Raw genomic sequence first — 18,490 nt, 5'->3', positions numbered from 1 at the left:
GTAGTTTAATGAAAAATAATCATAAAATTATTATGGTAATGCTAATAGGAGTTGTAGTTTTACTGACTGCTTGCGAGAATTCATCTGAGGAGTCAAAAGCATTGGATAACCAGCCCCAAAATAATACGGTTAGCGGCTCAATTGAAAAAAATTCAAGTAAAGAGAACCTCAACACAAATAGTAGTGATTCAGAAAATAATGATACAAACGAAAAAGCGGATACAGACAATAATGATTCTACAAAAGAGGATTCCTCCACGAATAGTTTGTCGGGTGTGAAAGATGAATATGTCCAGAAACTAAACGATGCTAAAAAAGAAATGGAAGAGATGCGAGAAAATCCTATAGACGGCACAACATTTGCTATGAAAAAGGTAGAAGGGGATTTATATGACATTTGGGATGGACTGTTAAATGAAATATATGGAGTGCTAAAGAAGCAACTTCCTTCAGAAGAGATGGACAAACTAAGACAAGAACAACGTGACTGGATAGATTACCGAGATAAAACTGCAAAAGAAGCATCGCTTAAATATAACGGCGGAACGATGGAACAATTAGAGTATGTAACGGTCCAAAACAATCTTACAGTTGAAAGATGCTTTGAATTAGTTGAAGAGTACATGGAATAATCTTTCAATACTAACCATCAATTTATTTCCATCTGTGTGATACAGCTTTTTGTAATAACTGTTTGGGGTTTAATAGTAATATTATAGTGGTGGTTGTTTTTTGAGAGATTCTTGAAATGGAAATAAAGGAGCCGATGCACTATGTCCCATGCGTCATTCAAAATCCGCATTTACGCTTTCTTATTAGATTATCTCGTTATCCTTATGTACGGTATTTTTGTTTTAGGTACCATTTCTTTAGTATTTCAATCATATATTAATCCCTTATTTTCAAGTTCCCCAGTAACAGCTGAATTGACAGGGTTTCTTATGATAACGTTACCAGTTTCGCTTTATTTTATTCTTTGCGAATGTTCAAAATGGAAGGGGACATTGGGAAAGAGAAAAATGGGCATCCGTGTAGTTGATCAAGCCGGTCAGCGGATTGGAATTGGTCGCTCCGTTTTTCGATCAGCAATCAAGTTTTTGCCATGGGAGGTTGGTCACTTTTGTATTTGGCGTTTAATGCTTCCAACTGACTTTTCTGAGGTTATTGTTTATGTGATCTTACTTACTGTTAATCTTATAATATTGATATATTTAATTACTCCTCTTACCAATAAAAAAAGGAAAAACATTTATGATTGGGTAGCAGGTACGAAAGTAGTTTGTTAACCAAAATTATCACTTATAAAATAGTCGATTTCATTATTTGGTATATTAGGAGGTTCTTTCTCGTTCAATAATTGAAAAGTTAGAGAGTGATATTGAGTATAATAATTTTAGGATTATTTATAGTATAGGGTAACTTGTAATCATGGTTGTTCCCCATAAGTTCTCTGTACCTTTATTATGAAGGAGAGATGAAAATCATGTCACGTGTTCAAGATGTTATATTAGATCAGTTCTTAGCAAATGCCAATGATCCTAGCTGGTACCTTCCATTTACAGTAACAGTTCAAAATTTATCTGAGGAAGAAGCATTTTGGAGGCCGACTGAAGATAGTCATAGTATCGCTGAAATTGTGCAGCATTTAATTTACTGGAATGAGACATGGCAAATAAGATACGAAAAATCTGATTTTAAAGCTGTTCTGTCTCTTGAGGATAACGATAAAAGTTTTATAATTCCAGAAAACAAAGTATTTAATGAATTAAGAGAGGAATTATTAGAGGTGCTGTTACAATGGCAGGGTCTACTGACCGAGAAACAACTCGAAAGTGATGTAAATGGATTCCCGGTACAAGCTAAATGGCATGATTTACTCGGAAATGCTATTACACATAACGCCTATCATATTGGTCAAATCGTTTATATACGAAAATTGCAAAAAAGCTGGAATCGTAGTGATAAGTAATCTTACTTACATGGGGATTAATCGCAAATGCAGTGGTTTTATTATTAGGTATCTATAAGGGACAAAGAAAAAATAAGAACTGTGCTCCATTCTAGGATTGTTCTACCATTTGATGATTAAGGGAGAGTGCAATATGGAAGTAGTATATTTTGCAGGTGGATGCTTGTGGGGAGTACAAGCTTTTATAAAAACTTTACCTGGAGTTATGTTTACAGAAGCGGGAAGAGCTAATGGAACAAGTCATACACTCGAGGGTGATTATGATGGATACGCCGAATGCGTTAAAACGGGATTTGATCCGGAGGTTGTAACAATCAGGGAATTAATGGGATATTTATTTGAAATCATTGATCCATACAGTTTGAATAAACAAGGCCAGGATGTTGGCGAGAAATACAGAACGGGAGTATATAGTGAAAAGCCAGAACACTTAAAAGAGGCTAAGGCATTTCTAAGTGAGAGAAATGATTATGACTTTATAGTCGTTGAAGTATTACCTCTTATAAACTATGTGAGAAGTGCAGAAGAGCATCAAGACAGGTTATCTAAATGTCCAAATGATTATTGTCATATTCCAGCAGAAATATTAAGTCGATATAAGTAATAAAGATTTAAGTAATCATTGTTCAAGTAAAGAGCGTGATTGCTGAAGATATATAAGTATACAATGATACCCCTACTTTGATGGAAAAGAACCAAAAATAGTAAAAGCCATACCACACAAGTCCTATCAACAACTTGTGCAGTATGGCTTATTTTAGAATCCAATTATCTTCATCAAAAAGTCAAATAAAAACAGCGATGATATGATTACTAATGCAAATGACAGCTCGCGTTGCTTTCCAAGTGCTAGTTTCACAATTGGATAGGCGATAAAGCCAAATGCCATTCCATCAGCGATACTGTACGTGAATGGAATCATGACAGCGATTAGAAATGCAGGTATTGCTTCGGATAAATCGTCTAAATAAATATGACGAATATTTTGCGCCATTAGCACACCTACAATGATAAGAATCGGGCTAATTGCTGTATTCGGTATGATCGATATCCACGGAATGATAACTATTGTCGCTAGGAATAAGATACTTGCTGTAATTGCAGCTTTCCCTGTTTTTCCTTTTGCCGCGATCATTGCCGCATTCTCAGCTGCTGAAACAGTTGGTGATGTTCCAAGAAACGCACATGCGAGCGATGAAAAAGCTGTTACATGATATGCTTTCTCGTAACGGTTTTCTTTTTTCAACATGTGTAGTTGTCCATGTAACAATCCCATGTTTTCAAAAATAAGGATCATCGCAAGCGGGAAAACAGCTAACCAGAATGACAGTTCATCTATTGCTGTAAATGATGGAATAAAAAGTAATTCCTCAGCATTCACATTTACTGTACTAGCACCGGTATCCAGAATCCCGAAAACATACGCTAACACCGTACCGCTAATCATCGTAATCAAAAAATTCGCTGGTACATTTTTAACAAATAAAAATATCGCTAAAAACAAGGTTAATAGACTTACGATTACAGTTGGTGAGGTGAAATCGCCTATTGCAACAATCGTATGTTCACCACTTGTAACAAGTCCGCTTTTTTCTAATCCAATTAAGATTAAGAAAAACCCTAAGCCAACGGTAATTGCATGCTTCAACGAATTCGGTATCGCTTCTTTCAATACCACTCCCAGCCGACTAAACGCCGTAATAAGAAATAATATCGAAGCAACGAGTACTACTGCCAAACCTTCCTGAAAACTAAGCCCTGTGCTTTCCACGATAGAATAGGCAAAAAGTGCATTAATCCCCATTCCTGGAATTAGAATCAATGGTAACTTCGCGTAAAGTCCCATGAACAATGTTCCAACAAAGCTTGCTAGAATCGTAGCCATCATGCCACTTTCGATTGATATTCCAGCTTCACTTAGGATCGAACCGTTCACCGCCACAATGTATACCGTAGTCAGGTAACCAATCAGTCCAGCTATAATCTCCGAACGCCAATTTCCTTTCGCTAGCGTGTTACTCGGATTTTGTTTGTTATAAGGCATGAAATCTCCTCATATTTCCTTCTATCCCTCTCCCACCCGATTATAGCTAAGTATAATCCACAAGATTATAGTATAAGCGGAATAGGGTAGTAAGTCAAATTTATACTGGATAAAGCCTTTGTTCAATGGTTTTCCATATATCATAATAGACGATGTATAAATTTGAATAAGGACTTCAAACTAAAGTAGATTGTTTAAAAAATGCTACGGAGGAAATTAAATGTTCACTAAACCTAAAATGACTTCTTCAGAACTGAGCGCATTATGGACTACATACCACAAAAAAACAATGATTCTGCGTTTTTTGGAGCACTTCATTCAAACGGCAGATGATCAAGAAGCCAAAAGTCTAATGTTGGGATTACACGAAAAACTTGATGCTAAAGTCAAAACAATGAAAACGATGATTGAAAATGAAGGGGCTGCGGTACCAGTCGGTTTTACGAAACAAGACGTTAATTTGGGTGCCCCTAAATTATTTGGGAATGGTTTTGATATAATGTTTAGTCGAATTTTAAAAGAGATAAGTATGGGAATGTATACCCTCCATGTTACGATGTCTTATCGGAAAGATATTATACAATTTTATCGGGAACTGACAGAACTTACGCAAACGTATTATGAACACTTCACCCAATATTTGCTTGAAAAAGGGTTTCTTTCTTATCCAAACTATATTAACATGCCGAAGTCGGGTGACTTTGTAAATGACAAAAAATATACTAAAGGAACGAATTTCTTGCGGGACAAACGCTCGCTGAATATTGTTGAGCTTGGAATTTTTTATCATGGTGTCGAGACAAATACTACAGGTATGCAACTAATGACAGGTTTTGCGCAATGTGCCAAAAATAACGATGTCAAGAAATATTTTATGAAAGGGAAAGAATTGTCAAAGGAAATGATTAATGAGACAGAGCAAATCTTTCTTCAGAATGATATCCAATCTCCAGTCACACCTGGTGGAACCATTACAAGCTCACAGGAAGCTCCATTTTCTGAAAGGCTTATGATGTATTGTACATATCTTTTATCCAATTTTAGTATTGGCGGTCATGGTTTTGGTACCGGTTTTAGCTTGCGAAAAGATCTGAACGCAAAATCAATGATATTCGGTAAAGATACGTATGAATTTATGCGAGAAGGTGTTTCGATTATGATTGAAAATGGTTGGTTGGAGGAACCTCCTAGAATGGATGTTAATAGCTTGGAATAGTGAGCGTGGTAGTAAAATGAATCGTTACTTTTACACGTCTATTATTGTACTGTAAGACAGTAGGACAAATGTAAGTGTATGTTTCTTAAGCAATCACTTACATTTTTTTGTTTTAATACGATTTTATAAATTATTGAATTTCATTTTTGTAAGATCTCATTTTTTTATTATCCTATAGTGACCACATTAATTTCATCATAATCTCCGTCTCAAGACCGAGATTCATTCAACCCAATGCCCGAAGTAATTTATAGCATAACGCTATATGATTAGGACAGTTAATATCTGTGCGTTTATGCTTTAGCTTAGACCCCGGATAGAAAGAAATGGGGGAAACAAAAATGAAATTTAGAGATTTTCATCCAAATATTAAGTTGCGAATCATATTTGGATTCTTTAGTGAAATTATTGGGAGTATGATTTTTCCATTTATGGCCATTTATTTCGCTGTCCACTTTGGAGCAAAATTAACTGGAATTCTATTAATCATTAATATTATTATTGGTGCATTGGTTGGGATGTACGGTGGCTATTTATCGGATAAGTTGGGACGGAAGCAGTTAATGGTCATAGCAGAAGTCGTAAGAGCTGTGTCGATGGTCGTAATGACACTCGCTAACTCACCTTGGTTCGAATCACCAACCTTAACCTTTTTCATGTTTTTGGTAGGTAGTATTTGTTGGGGAATTGAAGGACCAGCAACAGATGCTATGCTTATTGATGTCAGTAAGCCAGAGCAACGAAAACTTATGTACTCCATCATGTATTGGTCAGGTAACCTTTCGATGGCAATAGGTGGAGCTGTCGGAGCGTTCCTATTTGAGGACTATTTGTTCGAATTATTCATTGGGATGACGATTATTACGTTTGTATTGGCAATTGTAATTATCTTCTTCATCGAAGAAAGCTACATTCCAAAGCAAGCTACCGATCAAAAGAAAAGTACAGGAAAGCTTCGTGTCTTTACTGATATTATCAAAAGTTATAAAACAGTCGCGTCGGATAAAGTGTTTATCTTGTTTGTGATTGCAGGGTTATTCATTCAGTCGCTAGAATTTCAATTAACGAATTATATAGCTGTAAGGCTACATGAAGGGATGCCCATACAAGACGTATTTAACTGGTCGATCGACGGTTTGCAAATGACCGGAATCTTGCGAACAGAAAATACCGTTCTCGTGGTAATTTTTGCAGCACTTATTACCAAAATCGTTCACAAGTATAAAGATAAGCATGTCTTTTTAACATCCATTGTATTATTTACAATCGGTTATACGGCCATCAGTTATTTTGATAACGTTTGGATTTTATTCATAGCAATGGTAATTGCAACATTAGGCGAGCTAATGCGCGTACCAGTTCAACAAAGCTATATGGCTGCGATTCCACCTGATGATAAACGTAGTAGTTATATGGCAGTTAATGCCTTCGAGTATATTTTTGTTGATCACGGGTGTGATTGGGTATGTGTTGATTAATAATATTATTCCTAGTTTAGAGGAGAGGGTTCGGGGTCAGGATGGTGTTGATAAAGCGCAAGAAGATGAACAAAATGGTGTTTTGATTGGGGAGGTCTAGTTGGATAACTGGTTGAAAAGGTCAGTGCTTTAAAGAAGCACTGGCTTTTTTCAATGTCAACCAGGTAAACTGTTCCAGCATTATTCAGTTTCCTATATAGAAAGGTTCGTTTATTAGGTAAATCATATAGAACAGTAGATAAACGATTCGAGTTATGGTAATCTATTAATAACTTTATTTGGAAGAAAGGAATTTAGGTAAACGTATGCCAACATACTCATTGTAATGGAAACTAACTGAACATACTCTTTTTGGAAAACAGCCCGTTTTTCTCCCAGGGAGTAGTATGTCTATAAACATTACAAAAGTGTGGAACCTGAATTTCTGTAGAAAACGTAACCAATGGGACACTACATTTTGTAGATGTCTCTTTTTGTTTTCTGATAAAACTCCAAATAAATAATCGGTCCACCTTATAAAAAGATGAGGTGCATAACATGTTAAAACTAAATAAAATTGAAGAAAAAGCAAATAATTTATTGCAAAAATCTCCAGGTTTGGCCGTTTCCATTTTTACAGCTAACGACGTGCTTTTTGAAAAAGGGTTAGGCGTTACAAGTGTCGAACAACAAGGTGTGGAAGTGACTCCTGAAACAATGTTCCGAGTTGGTTCCATAAGCAAAACGATAACAGCTACGGTAATTATGAAGCTTGTAGAAATGGGGAAGGTTGAACTGGATCTTCCGATTAAAGTATACGTAGCTGAGCTGATACTTAGCAATGAAAAGGCGGTTGAGATCATTACGTTACGTATGCTACTAAGTCATACTGCTGGTTTACCGGATGGTGGTGACTTGTTTGGTGGTCGTTCTGCAGACGGACTAGCAAACTATGTTGAGAAGGAGTTACCAAATCTACCTTTTGTTGCTCCACCAGGAGTTCTTTATTCGTATGGGAACCATGCAATCAATCTAGCAGGTTATGTAGCGGAACGCGTGATGGATAAGACTTTTGCCAAGCTAGTAGAGGAAGAAATTTTCAGACCATTAGGGATGAAGAAAAGTACGTATGACCCATTACGGGCACTTACGTATCCGACCGCACTACAGCATGAAAAAGGGCGAGACGGGGAATTCGAGGCAGTCCATTCATTCCCAGAGAATACTGCATGTCATCCGTCATTCTTTTGTATTTCAAATGTAAGTGAAATGAAGAAATTTGGACAATTCTATTTAAATGGTGGGTCGGATGGAATTCTTTCTAGTGAGTCGGTTCAGGAACTACTCCATCCACAAGTTAATCGCTACACATTGCCACAAAGTTTTGGTGGTTTATGCTGGATTAAAGAAAAAGATCGTGGAATCAACTTTATTTGGCATAGTGGTGGTGTTGGTTCGTATCGTTCCTTTATTGCACTTTTTCCAGACCATAACCTAGGCATCGTGACGCTTGCGAACCAGGATACTGGTTGGGAGTTAGTAGAAGAAATTCTGCAACAGATTGGTATGGTAGAAGAGGTAGAATGGAAAGAAGTAAATCAGGAACTTGTTAAACAGAGCTACGGATCTTACCTGAGTGCAAAAAGCGGGTTTGTTACGCTGAGCGAAGATTTGAATAAACCATATGTGGAAATTAATACGGAGAAGTATAGCCTTCGTGCAATTAAGGATGATCATGTAGCTGCTATAGATAAACAGGGAAATGCGATCGCCTTCATTGGATTATTGGATCATAAAGATTACATTATGGTCAATGGTGCAGGATGCAAAAGGATAGATGGGCAAATTAACAGGCTAGACTTATTCGATTTAACCAATTTGGCGGGGGTCTATAAACAAGATGAACTTCAATTCAGCTTCTTTTTTGAAAACGCAATAGCTTTTTTAAACGATGGTGACGATACCCTAGAATGTAGGTACTTGTATAGTAGTAAATTTTACTGTCCAGGTCATGGGTTGCTAGAATTTGAGGATAATAAACTAACTATACAACGAGGGTGGATTTTTTATAGGCAATCAACGCGCAAATAAAAGATTGATTTTCAATAAATTTTATTATAAAAAAATAGTTATATATACTAATTTAATAAGAGAAACAAATTAAGGAGAGAACTATATGACAGATGTAAAAAAAGAAACGAATCCAAAGGTTGATGAATACTTAAGTAAAGCCAAAAAGTGGAAGGAAGAATCTGTGAAGCTAAGACAAATCGTTCTCGATTGCGGACTGACTGAAGAATTTAAATGGATGCATCCTTGTTACACACTTGACAATAAAAATGTTGTGTTAATACATGGATTTAAAGATTATTGTGCTCTTCTGTTTCATAAAGGAGCCTTGTTAAAGGATGCACATGGAATCCTAATCCAGCAAACAGAGAATGTACAGGCGGCGCGTCAGATTCGGTTCACCAATGTTGAAGAAGTTGTTGAGCTGGAACCCATATTGAAAGAATATATTAAAGAAGCGATTGAAGTGGAAAAAGCCGGATTGAAGGTGGAGGCTAAAAAGACAAAAGAATACAGAATTCCTGAAGAACTTCAAGATAAATTCGATGAAAATCAAACTTTAAAAAATGCATTTGAAGAATTGACTCCGGGACGTCAACGAGCATACATTCTTTATTTCTCAGGAGCCAAACAATCCAAAACCCGAGTTTCAAGGATTGAAAAATATATGAAGCATATTCTTGATGGAAAGGGAATGAATGATAAATAGTTTATATTCAATAGATTGGCCCCTATAGGAATCAATAGTTACCTGAAATTAGGGGGTCAATCAATTTTAGTTGTTTCTCAAAATATTAGTATAGGAGATGGAAACTTGTCCGATATTAAAGCAATTGTGTTAGACCTTGATGGTACATTACTTGATAGTAATAAATCTATATCGTCTCGTAATTTTGAAGCTGTTAAGAGATGTTTTGATTCTGGAATACATATTATTATAGCCACAGCACGACCACCAAGAGCAGTTTGGCAATTTATGAAAGATGTCAATTTTGTAGATTATTTTGTTTTCTACAATGGTGCACTTGTGACGTGTAAATCTAAACAAATGCAACGACATACTAGTATCCCAACAGATATAAGTCGACAAATTACCAAATTTATCATGTCACAAGAGCCACAGTCAGTGATTTCATACGAGGTAAACGATTCCTGGTACACGTGTACACCTATTCGTGATTCGCAGTGTTCTCATCTTGGCATTCGTAAAACTGATCCTAGACCCGAGTTAGTCGATGACAATTTCATCCATACTATTTCTCCTACCAAAATCCTGGTTTTAGGCAACAACATGTGGAGGGAAATCAGGAAAAAATTTGATGAGCATGTAAATGTAATTGCAACCGATGGTGGGGTCCTAGTACAAATAATGCAAAAATCAGCTTCAAAGGAAAACGCTGTTCTGTGGGCGTTAAATGATATTGGAGTAAGTCCAAATGATACGATGGTTTTTGGCGACGATTTTAATGATTTGGGATTATTCCACGAATGCGGATTTCCAATTGCCATGGGAAATGCAGTAATTGAGTTGAAAAATTGTGCAAAATACATAACCGAATCAAATGATAATAACGGAATTGCTACTGCACTTGAGAAGTATGTACTATGAAACTAACACAAGAATAATGAACTAGATAAGAGATCTAGTTGATTTAGCTATACCAATGGAAATGCTATTAAATAAGTACTTTGGTTATGTTATTATTTCAATAGATATCAAACAATTGTGGTACGGACAGATTGGGGGAATGAGAATGAAAAAATGGTCTCAATTGATAGTTGTTTCTTTTTCGGTGTTACTTTTATTTAGTGGATGTACCGATTCGGAAGGTTCTGCTGAGAAAAAAGACCAGACAGAAGAAAATAATAAAGAATCCAAATCAGAAGAATCCAAAATTGTGGAGTCAAGCGGTGAGCCGCTCGAATTGTCTGCTTATGCAAACGAAATTGATGCAACGCTCTCAGCTCCGCAAAGTAAAGAATTCTCCGTTGAATCCTCATTTATGTTGGAGGGAGAAATTAAGGATACATCTGGACTGGATGGACGCTACATATGGGTAGAATTATTTGGACCACAGGGTGGAGAGTTTAACTATTACTTACCGATTAAGGATGGTAAATTTAGCGAAGAGATTAAGTTGTTCGAAGGTAAGGGAGACTATGACATTACAGTGCGTTTGCCGAACAAAGAACAAGACAATCATTTTTACGAGATGAGTTCCCTTCAAGTGACGAACGAAAATGCTAAGATGACCAGAGATATTTTTATCGGACGTGAAGCGTTAAAAAATGGAATAACCATTTCACAACCTGCTAGTGGCTATACAGAAGCGGGCGGAATGTTTCACCTAGAAGGAACTATCGATGCCAAGCTAAACGGGAAGAGTCTAATGATTAAAGGAAAGAAAGAATCGGAATCGTGGGAAGTGCTTATTCCTATTGAGAATGGAAAGTTCGAAACGGAGCTTCCGTTACATTATGGCGGTGGAGAACATAAGATAACGGTTATGGTACCTGACCTGGAACGTGAAAATTATTATTTAGAGGCTGCTAAGTTAGTGGTCAACAATACATCATCAGCGAAAACAACACCGATTACCTTTTATCAAGATTATACAAAAAATGAATTTCATCTTGAATATCCAAAGGCTGGTGGATTAACAGTTGATGATAATACTTTTCGCATTGCAGGCTCGTATAATCAAAGTGTCTCCGATAATAAAAAAATTGAACAATTAATTGTAACGACGAAAAAGGGGGATCTTGAAGCAAGTTACCTTATCCCAGCAAATAACGGAACATTTGAAGGAAAATTTTGGCTTCGATTTGGTCCAGGAGAATATGAAGTAACGGTTAATATTCCGACTGACCCTGGTGCATATCAGTCATACTTTAGATATTCTGGAATCGCAACATTTACGCTTAATAGTAAAGCAGGGGATAAGCGCAATTTACTGCCGTCTCGTGGAATTCAGTCCGATTCGCAGAAGATTGAAGATCTTGCAACAAAAATAACAAAAGGAATTAAGGGAGAACGACAGAAAGCCAAAGCTATTTATGATTATGTAGCGAAAAATATAAAGTATGATGTCGAGAAGCTGGAAAATGACTTATTTAAATTAAGTGACAGCGCGTTAAAAACATTGAAAACAAAAAGTGGTGTATGTCAGGACTATGCCTTTTTGAATGTTGCCTTGTTACGTGCTGCCGGCATTGAGTCACATTATATCAGTGGTCGTGCTAATCTTGCACGCCATGCTTGGGTAGAGGCAAATATTGACGGAGAATGGGTGCTGATGGATCCGACACGGGGTTCTGGTTATGTCCAGGATGGAAAGTTTGTAGCTAAATACACAGACAAATATTTTGATCCGAATATGGATGAATTTAAAAAGACGCATACACGTGAAGAGATTGTTTATTAAGGAAGTTGAGCCACCTTGTTTTTTACAGGGTGGATTTTTTTATTGCTTTTGTACAAGGTGTTAAAATAATTCTAATCAACTAAACCTAAGTGAAAAGTTCGGATTATCCAAATTTATTTTAAAGTAGTATATCATTTACTAAATGGTACATCTTTATATTAGGTTGAAAATAGATAGAAGGAGACAAACAAATTGTTACTAAACGAGCTGATGAACAAATTAATTGAGAACAAGGACCGCATCATCGAAATTCGCCGTTATCTACATGAACATCCGGAGCTTTCCTTCCAAGAAGACGAAACGGCCAAATATATTCGTGATTTTTATACGGAATTGTCAGTGGACTCAGTTGAGACGAGCATTGGTGGTGAACGCGGTGTTGTTGTTACCATTAAAGGTTCGAAACCGGGAAAAACCATTGCCATACGTGCTGATTTTGATGCCTTACCAATAAGTGAAGAAACAGGATTGTCTTTTGCATCAAAAAACGAAGGTGTTATGCATGCATGTGGTCATGATGGTCATACAGCATACATGCTTGTATTAGCGGAGACGTTAGCCGAGTTTAAAGATCAATTAAAAGGTACGATTAAAGTTATTCATCAACCAGCCGAAGAAACTCCTCCTGGTGGTGCGATTGGTATGATTAATGTGGGTGTCCTTGAAGGTGTAGATGCAATCTTTGGAATTCATGTAATGAGCAACATGAAAACGGGTCATATTTATTACAGAGGTGGGAACGCACAAACGGGAAGGTCTTATTTTAAATTAGTTGTACAAGGGAAAGGTGGACATGGATCCTCTCCCCATTTGGCAAATGATGCGATTGTTGCAGCAAGTTCATTCGTCATAAATATACAAACGATCGTTAGCCGCCGGATCAATCCATTTGATACAGTTTCGATCACCATTGGTAATTTTGATGGAAAAGGTACCTTCAATGTCATCAAAGATGCCGTTACCATTGAGGGAGATGTTCGAACCATGTCCCGCGAGAATCGAGAAATTGTAGAAACGGAAATACGCGCCTTTGCGGAAGGTTTAGAAAAATCATATGGAGTAACATCTAGGCTTGAATATAAAAATGATTATCCTGTTCTATATAATGATCCCGAAGTAACGGAACATGTACGTCAGGCTCTAGAGCAAGCATCCATTCAAGAAGTAGAAGCTGTTTTGGAAACACCACCACAGCCACCCTCAGAAGATTTTGCTTACTATCTGCAAAAAGTACCTGGATGTTTCTTTTATGTCGGTGCTATGCCTGATTCTGGTGAAGCATATCCACACCATCATCCTAAATTTGATATCAATGAAAAAAGCCTTATCATTAGTGCTAAAGCGATGGCTAGTGTAGTAGCCTCTTATTGTGATGGTAGTGAAACTTAACTTTATGACCGAACAAGATGTGCTATCATTAGTAGTAGAGTGAAAAAAGATAAAATGTTTGGGGCGAGGAAATCTATGGGAAAAACCACGAAGCAAAAATCGAAAAGACTTAAGATTATTTTACGAGGATTAATGATCATTATTGGCGGATTTATAACTGCTTATGGACTAGAAGCGGTATTAATCCCGAATAATGTATCTGATGGCGGTATAACAGGTGTGAGTATTGTCGGATCGGAAGTATTTGGCATACCATTGGGCGTTCTCATTGCAATCTTGAACCTGCCTTTCGTTTGGTTAGGGTATCAGCAAATCGGTAAAAGTTTTGCCATCTATTCGATTATCGGAATTGCTTCACTAGCAATTGGCACTAGTGTCATGCATTACATACCAACGATTATTCAAGAGGATACCATGTTAGTCACCGTCGTCGGAGGAGTTATTATCGGTTTTGGCATGGGGCTAGCCTTACGGAATGGTGGGGCATTGGATGGAATAGATATGCTGGCGGTCTTGCTTTCTAGAAAATTACCGTTCGGAACAAGTGATTTAATCCTTTACTTGAACGTATTTGTGTTTATCATTGTTTCAACTGTATTTGGACTCCAAGGAGCTATTCTTTCAGCCATTGCCTATTTTATTGCTTCAAAAGTAATACATATTGTGGAAGAAGGCTTAAGTGGCTCAAAAACCTTCAAGATAATCACAACCCAGCCAGAAGAAATGGTTGAAACTATTCGCGATCGTTTAGGTCGAAGTGCAACGTATAAAGAAGCGTATGGCGGTTATACCAATGAATTATTTACGGAGATTACTTGCGTGATTAATCGTTTAGAAGAAAGCAAAATAAAAGAGATTATTAACGATGTTGACGAAGGAGCGTTTGTAACCGTATATGAAGTAGCAGAAGTAAAGGGTGGAAACTTTAGGAAGAATAATATTCATTAAATTAAGCGTAGGTTTTAGAGATCAAGAGGACATTTATTCACTAATGTCCTCTTTGTTGTGTTAGATTTGGGGGTATTCTCTATATAATTGTCGGTAATCAAGGGAAGTTAATAATGGCATTTGGGATAGTGAATACAGTTGGAGGAATTATCTTTGCAAACTGGTTGATATCTACCCTTAGTTAAGTTGATATTTTAGAAGAAAAACTCTTATTCATCGATATGGATAAGGGTTTTAATTTTGCGACTGGTAAAAGTATTATGTTAAAATGGAACAAATGTTCTAGTTGAGAGGTGCGAAAACAATGAAGGATTTGCTTAAATATTCAGTTGGGCGACACAAAAAAATCATAATGCTATTTTGCGGATGTGTTGCATGATGGAGAAGCTCATACATGATTTTATCGTGTTGCCACTCGTCTTAAAAGTATTTAGAAGAGATCAATCAGAATTTAAAGTGTCTAAGATGGAAAACGTTTATTTAGATAGGTTAGAGGCTTCCATGGATCAACTTCAGAAGGACATAAACCATGTCAAACAGCAGTTAATTATGTTTCATCATATTGATGTGAAGTATTTAGGTAAAGAAAATGATGTTATCAGATATAGTTGTAAAGAAAACGATGAATCTAAAATTATTCAATTTACTTCTGCAGAATTGAAAACAATGACCAGAAAAACGATGAGAAAATATTTATATGGAGATAAGGCGGCTCCCTTTAAGCATAAACCACGAGCTTGGCGTGATGCCTTGGAAAAACAATAATCTTTTAAAAAACAAATAGTTATTATCAGAATTATTTAAATGATAAAATGATGATAACAAAAAGGTAATGACACACTGAAAAATTTTTTATAAACAGGGGGAATGAACATGTCTGAACATTATCCAGTTTTAGAAGGTGCGGAACCATTTTATTTTGAAGGAAGCCGAATAGGAATCCTAGTATCCCATGGGTTTACAGGATCAACCCAGAGCATACGACCGTTGGGCTAGGCATATGCGGAGGCTGGTTATACGGTTTGCGGACCACGCCTTAAGGGGCATGGTACACATTATAAGGATATGGAACAGTCTACTCACCAGGATTGGATTGCTTCACTAGAAAAAGAAAAGGCTATCAATGGTTAAAAGAAAGGTGCGATACCATTATTGTTACTGGTCTATCAATGGGCGGGATGCTGTCATTATATATGGCAGAAAATCATCCGGAGGTACAAGCAATTGTCCTGATCAATGCTGCTGTAAAAATTCCAGAGATGGAACCAGCCGCCCAAGTTGAAGATACTAGATTTTTAGAATTTAGCCGAGAACCCACGTGACTTCAGTCATGAGATGAATCGGCTTCGGACAAGGGTTGGCTTTTGCCAACTCAATTGTCCGAGATCCCTTTCAACTCTAAACATATGAGTAAAAAAATAGAGAAATCATTCATAATTCAGTAACTATTTTACGTATATGATAAGACATATAGTATAATTGACGTTAGGTGATCACTGTGTCAAAAGTTAGTTACGGTAAAGGTTATGCCTATTCGCTTCAATGCCAACTAGTGTGGTGTGTAAAGTACATATATTGAAAAACAAAAACAACAATGACAGGTGGTGAAACCAATGCTTGAATTCGTAAACCGTGGCTATGTGTATCGTGCTACCCCTATTTCTCCAGAAGTGGAAATATACTTACGTCAGTGTTTTGGTGCAGACCGTAAAATATACAATCTACATGTTGCTCATTTATATGATTATTTGGAGAGGAACCATTACCAAATTGGTGACAAGCTACCTTCATTAAAGAAAATGGGTATGCCTACTGTTTCTGCATTCAAAAAACAATCTGTCAGTGTTGACAACGTAGCCTACTTGTATCTTGTAGACGCATACGCCTCTAATGAAGCAAAGCAACATTTCAACAAGGCGATAACTGCTTTTAACAAGATTGCGTATATGAAACAATACAAGAAGTCTGCCTTAAAACGTCAGAAGACACTAGGAATTGAACCAACATTTCGTGATTTAAAAGGAATACCACGGTTCCATTCTCGTAAAGGTAGCAAAGCCAGCTATACGACATACAATCAAAATGGAACTATCTACATCAAAGATGACCTATTATTTCTTCCATCTGCACAAAAATCTTCTGTGAAAGTAGTTGGGTTAAAGCTACACACACATAGACCATTACCACAAGGTAGTAAAATTAAAAACGTGACCATTATGATGAACACGAAAGGACAATTTGACGTGTCTATTTGCGTTGAATTTCCAATGGAAATGACAAGCATTGGGACACCTACTTGTATTCTAGGACTAGACTATTCTCAATCGCATTTTTTCGTGGACAATGAGGGTAAGAAAGCCAATTATCCTCACTATTATCGAAAGATGGAAAAACGTCTAGCAAAAGAACAACGGGTACTATCACGCAGAGTAAAAGGCTCTAATCGTTGGGAAAAACAACGGCTTGTCGTTTCAAGCCTACAAATCAAAGTAAAAAACCAACGAAACGATTGGCTTCATAAGAAAGCTTATGCCCTAGCGAATCGTTATGACATGATTGTAGTGGAGAATCTAGACCTTCGTGCCATTGGGCAAAATAAATATTATGCCAAAAACCAGCAAGATAATGGTTTTGGTAGTTTCCGCCTGTATCTAAAATACAAACTAGAACAACGAGGGAAATACTTTGTCAAACCACCGAAATATTTTGCATCTACACAATTATGTTCAGCTTGCGGGCATACGAATACAGCATTGAAAGGAAATGTAGATATCCGTGAGTGGAGCTGCCCTTCTTGTGATGCACATCATGACCGAGATATCAATGCAGCGATCAACCTTAAACAATATGGAGAATGGTATACCAATGAAGTAATACTACCACGGTTAATGGTGGTTTAACGAATATAAACGGGTTGCTTAGAGCCCAAACAGTACCTCCAGCGTGGTTTGAAGGGCAGGACATTCGTTCTGTAGTCCGCTGTAAATTCTAAAGGTCTAAAACCTTACAAGCCCGTGACTTCAGTCATGGGTTGTTGACATGCTATTGGTTCGGACATTAAGAAGCAAGGAATTACGGAACTTGCTTATGCGAAAACACCAGTTCAATCGATAAAAGAAATTTTAACATTGATGGAAAAGGTAAAAGGGAATTTATCTCAAATTACTTGTCCCACATTAATCTTTGTTTCTGAAGAAGACCATGTTGTTCCTCCAGATAATGCAAACATTATTTACAATGGCATTCGTTCAGAGGTAAAGGAAATATATCATTTGAAAGAAAGTTATCACGTTGCCACACTTGATAATGATCAGCAGTTTATTATCGAAAAAACATTGGAATTCATTAAAAAAGCTTTATAATATTATTATTTGACTGCCGGCGTTGTCAGAAAACGGATGATGGCGGCAGTTTACTAAACTATATAGTTTAGTAAGTTCAAAAAACGTAACTGAAATTTTCCTAATTAACTATTTATAACAATGGATAATTTGTAATTAACATATTTGTTCAAGCCTCTTAAGAACTCATCTAATTGTTCATTCGAAGCGAATTTACATTCGAGAACATAGCAACTTTCTCCACTAATTTTATAGTTGTTTATAATATATTTCTCTTGAGTATTTATAAATGAAAGATAAGGTTCATGGTGTGCACTTTTAGTATAAATATGAATCAAAGCATGTATAGAAAGCCCAAGCTTTTTATGATTAACGTTGATGGTATAGCTCTCAATTACTCCGTTATCTTCTAGTTTAGCAACTCTTGCTGAAGCAGCTTGCCCAGTCAAATGGACTTTCTCACCCAACTCCTTCATAGAGATACGACTATTCTTCGATAGCTCGTCTAAAATACGTAAGTCGGTATTATCTAACATTTTAGTCATTCCTTTCATAAATCAAGTCAAACGGCTAAAAGACTTGATTTCATCTATGTATCTGTCAATTGCTCATAGTATAAACTAAAAGCATA

Annotated in this window: 17 protein-coding genes and 1 pseudogene; 16 read left to right on the top strand and 2 right to left on the bottom strand. The window is 36.7% G+C overall.

The annotated features are described in order from the left end of the window. Positions 1-8 precede the first annotated feature (8 nt). The 4 genes from ACY9Z2_RS06115 (at position 9) to ACY9Z2_RS06100 (ending at position 2,573) form a co-directional block, all read left to right on the top strand. On the top strand, positions 9-632 hold the full coding sequence (locus ACY9Z2_RS06115) for a lysozyme inhibitor LprI family protein (protein ID WP_463608729.1): 624 nt from the start codon (positions 9-11) through the stop codon (positions 630-632). 141 nt (positions 633-773) lie between these two features. Beyond that, the gene (locus ACY9Z2_RS06110) at positions 774-1,286 is read left to right on the top strand and encodes an RDD family protein (RefSeq protein ID WP_463608728.1); all 513 of its coding nucleotides are present in this window, start codon (positions 774-776) and stop codon (positions 1,284-1,286) included. Positions 1,287-1,483: 197 nt separating this feature from the next. Continuing rightward, entirely contained in the window at positions 1,484-1,969 is a 486-nt protein-coding gene (locus ACY9Z2_RS06105; RefSeq protein ID WP_463608727.1) for a DinB family protein, read from the top strand. A gap of 133 nt (positions 1,970-2,102) precedes the next feature. Beyond that, positions 2,103-2,573 (top strand): peptide-methionine (S)-S-oxide reductase, encoded by a 471-nt coding sequence (locus ACY9Z2_RS06100; RefSeq protein ID WP_463608726.1) that lies wholly within the window; start codon positions 2,103-2,105, stop codon positions 2,571-2,573. Between the two features lie 153 nt (positions 2,574-2,726). Here ACY9Z2_RS06100 and ACY9Z2_RS06095 read toward each other — a convergent pair whose 3' ends face one another. Continuing rightward, positions 2,727-4,013, bottom strand: a complete 1,287-nt coding sequence (locus ACY9Z2_RS06095; protein ID WP_463608725.1) for an NCS2 family permease — start codon at positions 4,011-4,013, stop codon at positions 2,727-2,729. A gap of 220 nt (positions 4,014-4,233) precedes the next feature. Here ACY9Z2_RS06095 and ACY9Z2_RS06090 point away from each other — a divergent pair, with 220 nt between their 5' ends. The 12 genes and pseudogenes from ACY9Z2_RS06090 (at position 4,234) to ACY9Z2_RS06035 (ending at position 17,880) form a co-directional block, all read left to right on the top strand. After that, positions 4,234-5,229 (top strand): DUF3231 family protein, encoded by a 996-nt coding sequence (locus ACY9Z2_RS06090; protein ID WP_463608724.1) that lies wholly within the window; start codon positions 4,234-4,236, stop codon positions 5,227-5,229. A gap of 341 nt (positions 5,230-5,570) precedes the next feature. Then, positions 5,571-6,707, top strand: a complete 1,137-nt coding sequence (locus ACY9Z2_RS06085; protein ID WP_463608723.1) for an MDR family MFS transporter — start codon at positions 5,571-5,573, stop codon at positions 6,705-6,707. 537 nt (positions 6,708-7,244) lie between these two features. Then, the gene (locus ACY9Z2_RS06080; RefSeq protein WP_463608722.1) at positions 7,245-8,777 is read left to right on the top strand and encodes a serine hydrolase domain-containing protein; all 1,533 of its coding nucleotides are present in this window, start codon (positions 7,245-7,247) and stop codon (positions 8,775-8,777) included. An 85-nt stretch (positions 8,778-8,862) separates the two neighbouring features. Beyond that, positions 8,863-9,465 carry a YdeI/OmpD-associated family protein gene (locus ACY9Z2_RS06075; protein ID WP_463608721.1) on the top strand — a complete coding sequence of 201 codons (603 nt, stop codon included), beginning with the start codon at positions 8,863-8,865 and terminating at the stop codon, positions 9,463-9,465. Between the two features lie 105 nt (positions 9,466-9,570). After that, the gene (locus tag ACY9Z2_RS06070) at positions 9,571-10,365 is read left to right on the top strand and encodes an HAD family hydrolase (protein WP_463608720.1); all 795 of its coding nucleotides are present in this window, start codon (positions 9,571-9,573) and stop codon (positions 10,363-10,365) included. Positions 10,366-10,510: 145 nt separating this feature from the next. After that, complete coding sequence (locus ACY9Z2_RS06065; RefSeq protein ID WP_463608719.1) at positions 10,511-12,181, top strand: transglutaminase domain-containing protein; 1,671 nt, start codon at positions 10,511-10,513, stop codon at positions 12,179-12,181. Between the two features lie 210 nt (positions 12,182-12,391). Beyond that, complete coding sequence (locus ACY9Z2_RS06060; protein ID WP_463608718.1) at positions 12,392-13,570, top strand: M20 family metallopeptidase; 1,179 nt, start codon at positions 12,392-12,394, stop codon at positions 13,568-13,570. A gap of 75 nt (positions 13,571-13,645) precedes the next feature. Next, a complete protein-coding gene (locus ACY9Z2_RS06055; protein ID WP_463608780.1) occupies positions 13,646-14,518 on the top strand; it encodes a YitT family protein in 873 nt (290 codons plus the stop codon). Positions 14,519-14,896: 378 nt separating this feature from the next. Continuing rightward, complete coding sequence (locus ACY9Z2_RS06050; RefSeq protein ID WP_463608717.1) at positions 14,897-15,283, top strand: YhjD family protein; 387 nt, start codon at positions 14,897-14,899, stop codon at positions 15,281-15,283. 108 nt (positions 15,284-15,391) lie between these two features. After that, positions 15,392-15,774: pseudogene (locus ACY9Z2_RS06045) on the top strand (alpha/beta hydrolase); the annotation flags it as partial. 357 nt (positions 15,775-16,131) lie between these two features. Further along, on the top strand, positions 16,132-17,418 hold the full coding sequence (locus ACY9Z2_RS06040) for an RNA-guided endonuclease InsQ/TnpB family protein (RefSeq protein ID WP_463608716.1): 1,287 nt from the start codon (positions 16,132-16,134) through the stop codon (positions 17,416-17,418). Between the two features lie 144 nt (positions 17,419-17,562). Beyond that, positions 17,563-17,880 (top strand): alpha/beta hydrolase, encoded by a 318-nt coding sequence (locus ACY9Z2_RS06035; protein ID WP_463608779.1) that lies wholly within the window; start codon positions 17,563-17,565, stop codon positions 17,878-17,880. Positions 17,881-17,984: 104 nt separating this feature from the next. Here the strand turns inward: ACY9Z2_RS06035 and ACY9Z2_RS06030 are convergent, their stop codons facing one another. Then, a complete protein-coding gene (locus ACY9Z2_RS06030; protein WP_463608715.1) occupies positions 17,985-18,395 on the bottom strand; it encodes an Lrp/AsnC family transcriptional regulator in 411 nt (136 codons plus the stop codon). Between the last annotated feature and the right edge of the window lie 95 nt (positions 18,396-18,490).

The sequence above is a fragment of the Virgibacillus sp. GM2-2 genome (genome assembly GCF_055329585.1).
The sequence above is the reverse complement of the archived record's forward strand: the minus strand, read 5'-3'. Positions and strand labels throughout refer to the sequence as shown.

Excerpts from the sequence above, each read along its gene's own strand:
- ACY9Z2_RS06040 (WP_463608716.1), top strand. The coding sequence starts at position 16,132 with ATGCTTGAATTCGTAAACCGTGGCTATGTGTATCGTGCTACCCCTATT.
- ACY9Z2_RS06090 (WP_463608724.1), top strand. The coding sequence starts at position 4,234 with ATGTTCACTAAACCTAAAATGACTTCTTCAGAACTGAGCGCATTATGG.
- ACY9Z2_RS06050 (WP_463608717.1), top strand. The coding sequence starts at position 14,897 with ATGGAGAAGCTCATACATGATTTTATCGTGTTGCCACTCGTCTTAAAA.
- ACY9Z2_RS06060 (WP_463608718.1), top strand. The coding sequence starts at position 12,392 with ATGAACAAATTAATTGAGAACAAGGACCGCATCATCGAAATTCGCCGT.
- ACY9Z2_RS06075 (WP_463608721.1), top strand. The coding sequence starts at position 8,863 with ATGACAGATGTAAAAAAAGAAACGAATCCAAAGGTTGATGAATACTTA.
- ACY9Z2_RS06115 (WP_463608729.1), top strand. The coding sequence starts at position 9 with ATGAAAAATAATCATAAAATTATTATGGTAATGCTAATAGGAGTTGTA.
- ACY9Z2_RS06105 (WP_463608727.1), top strand. The coding sequence starts at position 1,484 with ATGTCACGTGTTCAAGATGTTATATTAGATCAGTTCTTAGCAAATGCC.
- ACY9Z2_RS06055 (WP_463608780.1), top strand. The coding sequence starts at position 13,646 with ATGGGAAAAACCACGAAGCAAAAATCGAAAAGACTTAAGATTATTTTA.
- ACY9Z2_RS06030 (WP_463608715.1), bottom strand. The coding sequence starts at position 18,395 with ATGTTAGATAATACCGACTTACGTATTTTAGACGAGCTATCGAAGAAT.
- ACY9Z2_RS06065 (WP_463608719.1), top strand. The coding sequence starts at position 10,511 with ATGAAAAAATGGTCTCAATTGATAGTTGTTTCTTTTTCGGTGTTACTT.
- ACY9Z2_RS06110 (WP_463608728.1), top strand. The coding sequence starts at position 774 with ATGTCCCATGCGTCATTCAAAATCCGCATTTACGCTTTCTTATTAGAT.
- ACY9Z2_RS06085 (WP_463608723.1), top strand. The coding sequence starts at position 5,571 with ATGAAATTTAGAGATTTTCATCCAAATATTAAGTTGCGAATCATATTT.
- ACY9Z2_RS06100 (WP_463608726.1), top strand. The coding sequence starts at position 2,103 with ATGGAAGTAGTATATTTTGCAGGTGGATGCTTGTGGGGAGTACAAGCT.
- ACY9Z2_RS06080 (WP_463608722.1), top strand. The coding sequence starts at position 7,245 with ATGTTAAAACTAAATAAAATTGAAGAAAAAGCAAATAATTTATTGCAA.
- ACY9Z2_RS06095 (WP_463608725.1), bottom strand. The coding sequence starts at position 4,013 with ATGCCTTATAACAAACAAAATCCGAGTAACACGCTAGCGAAAGGAAAT.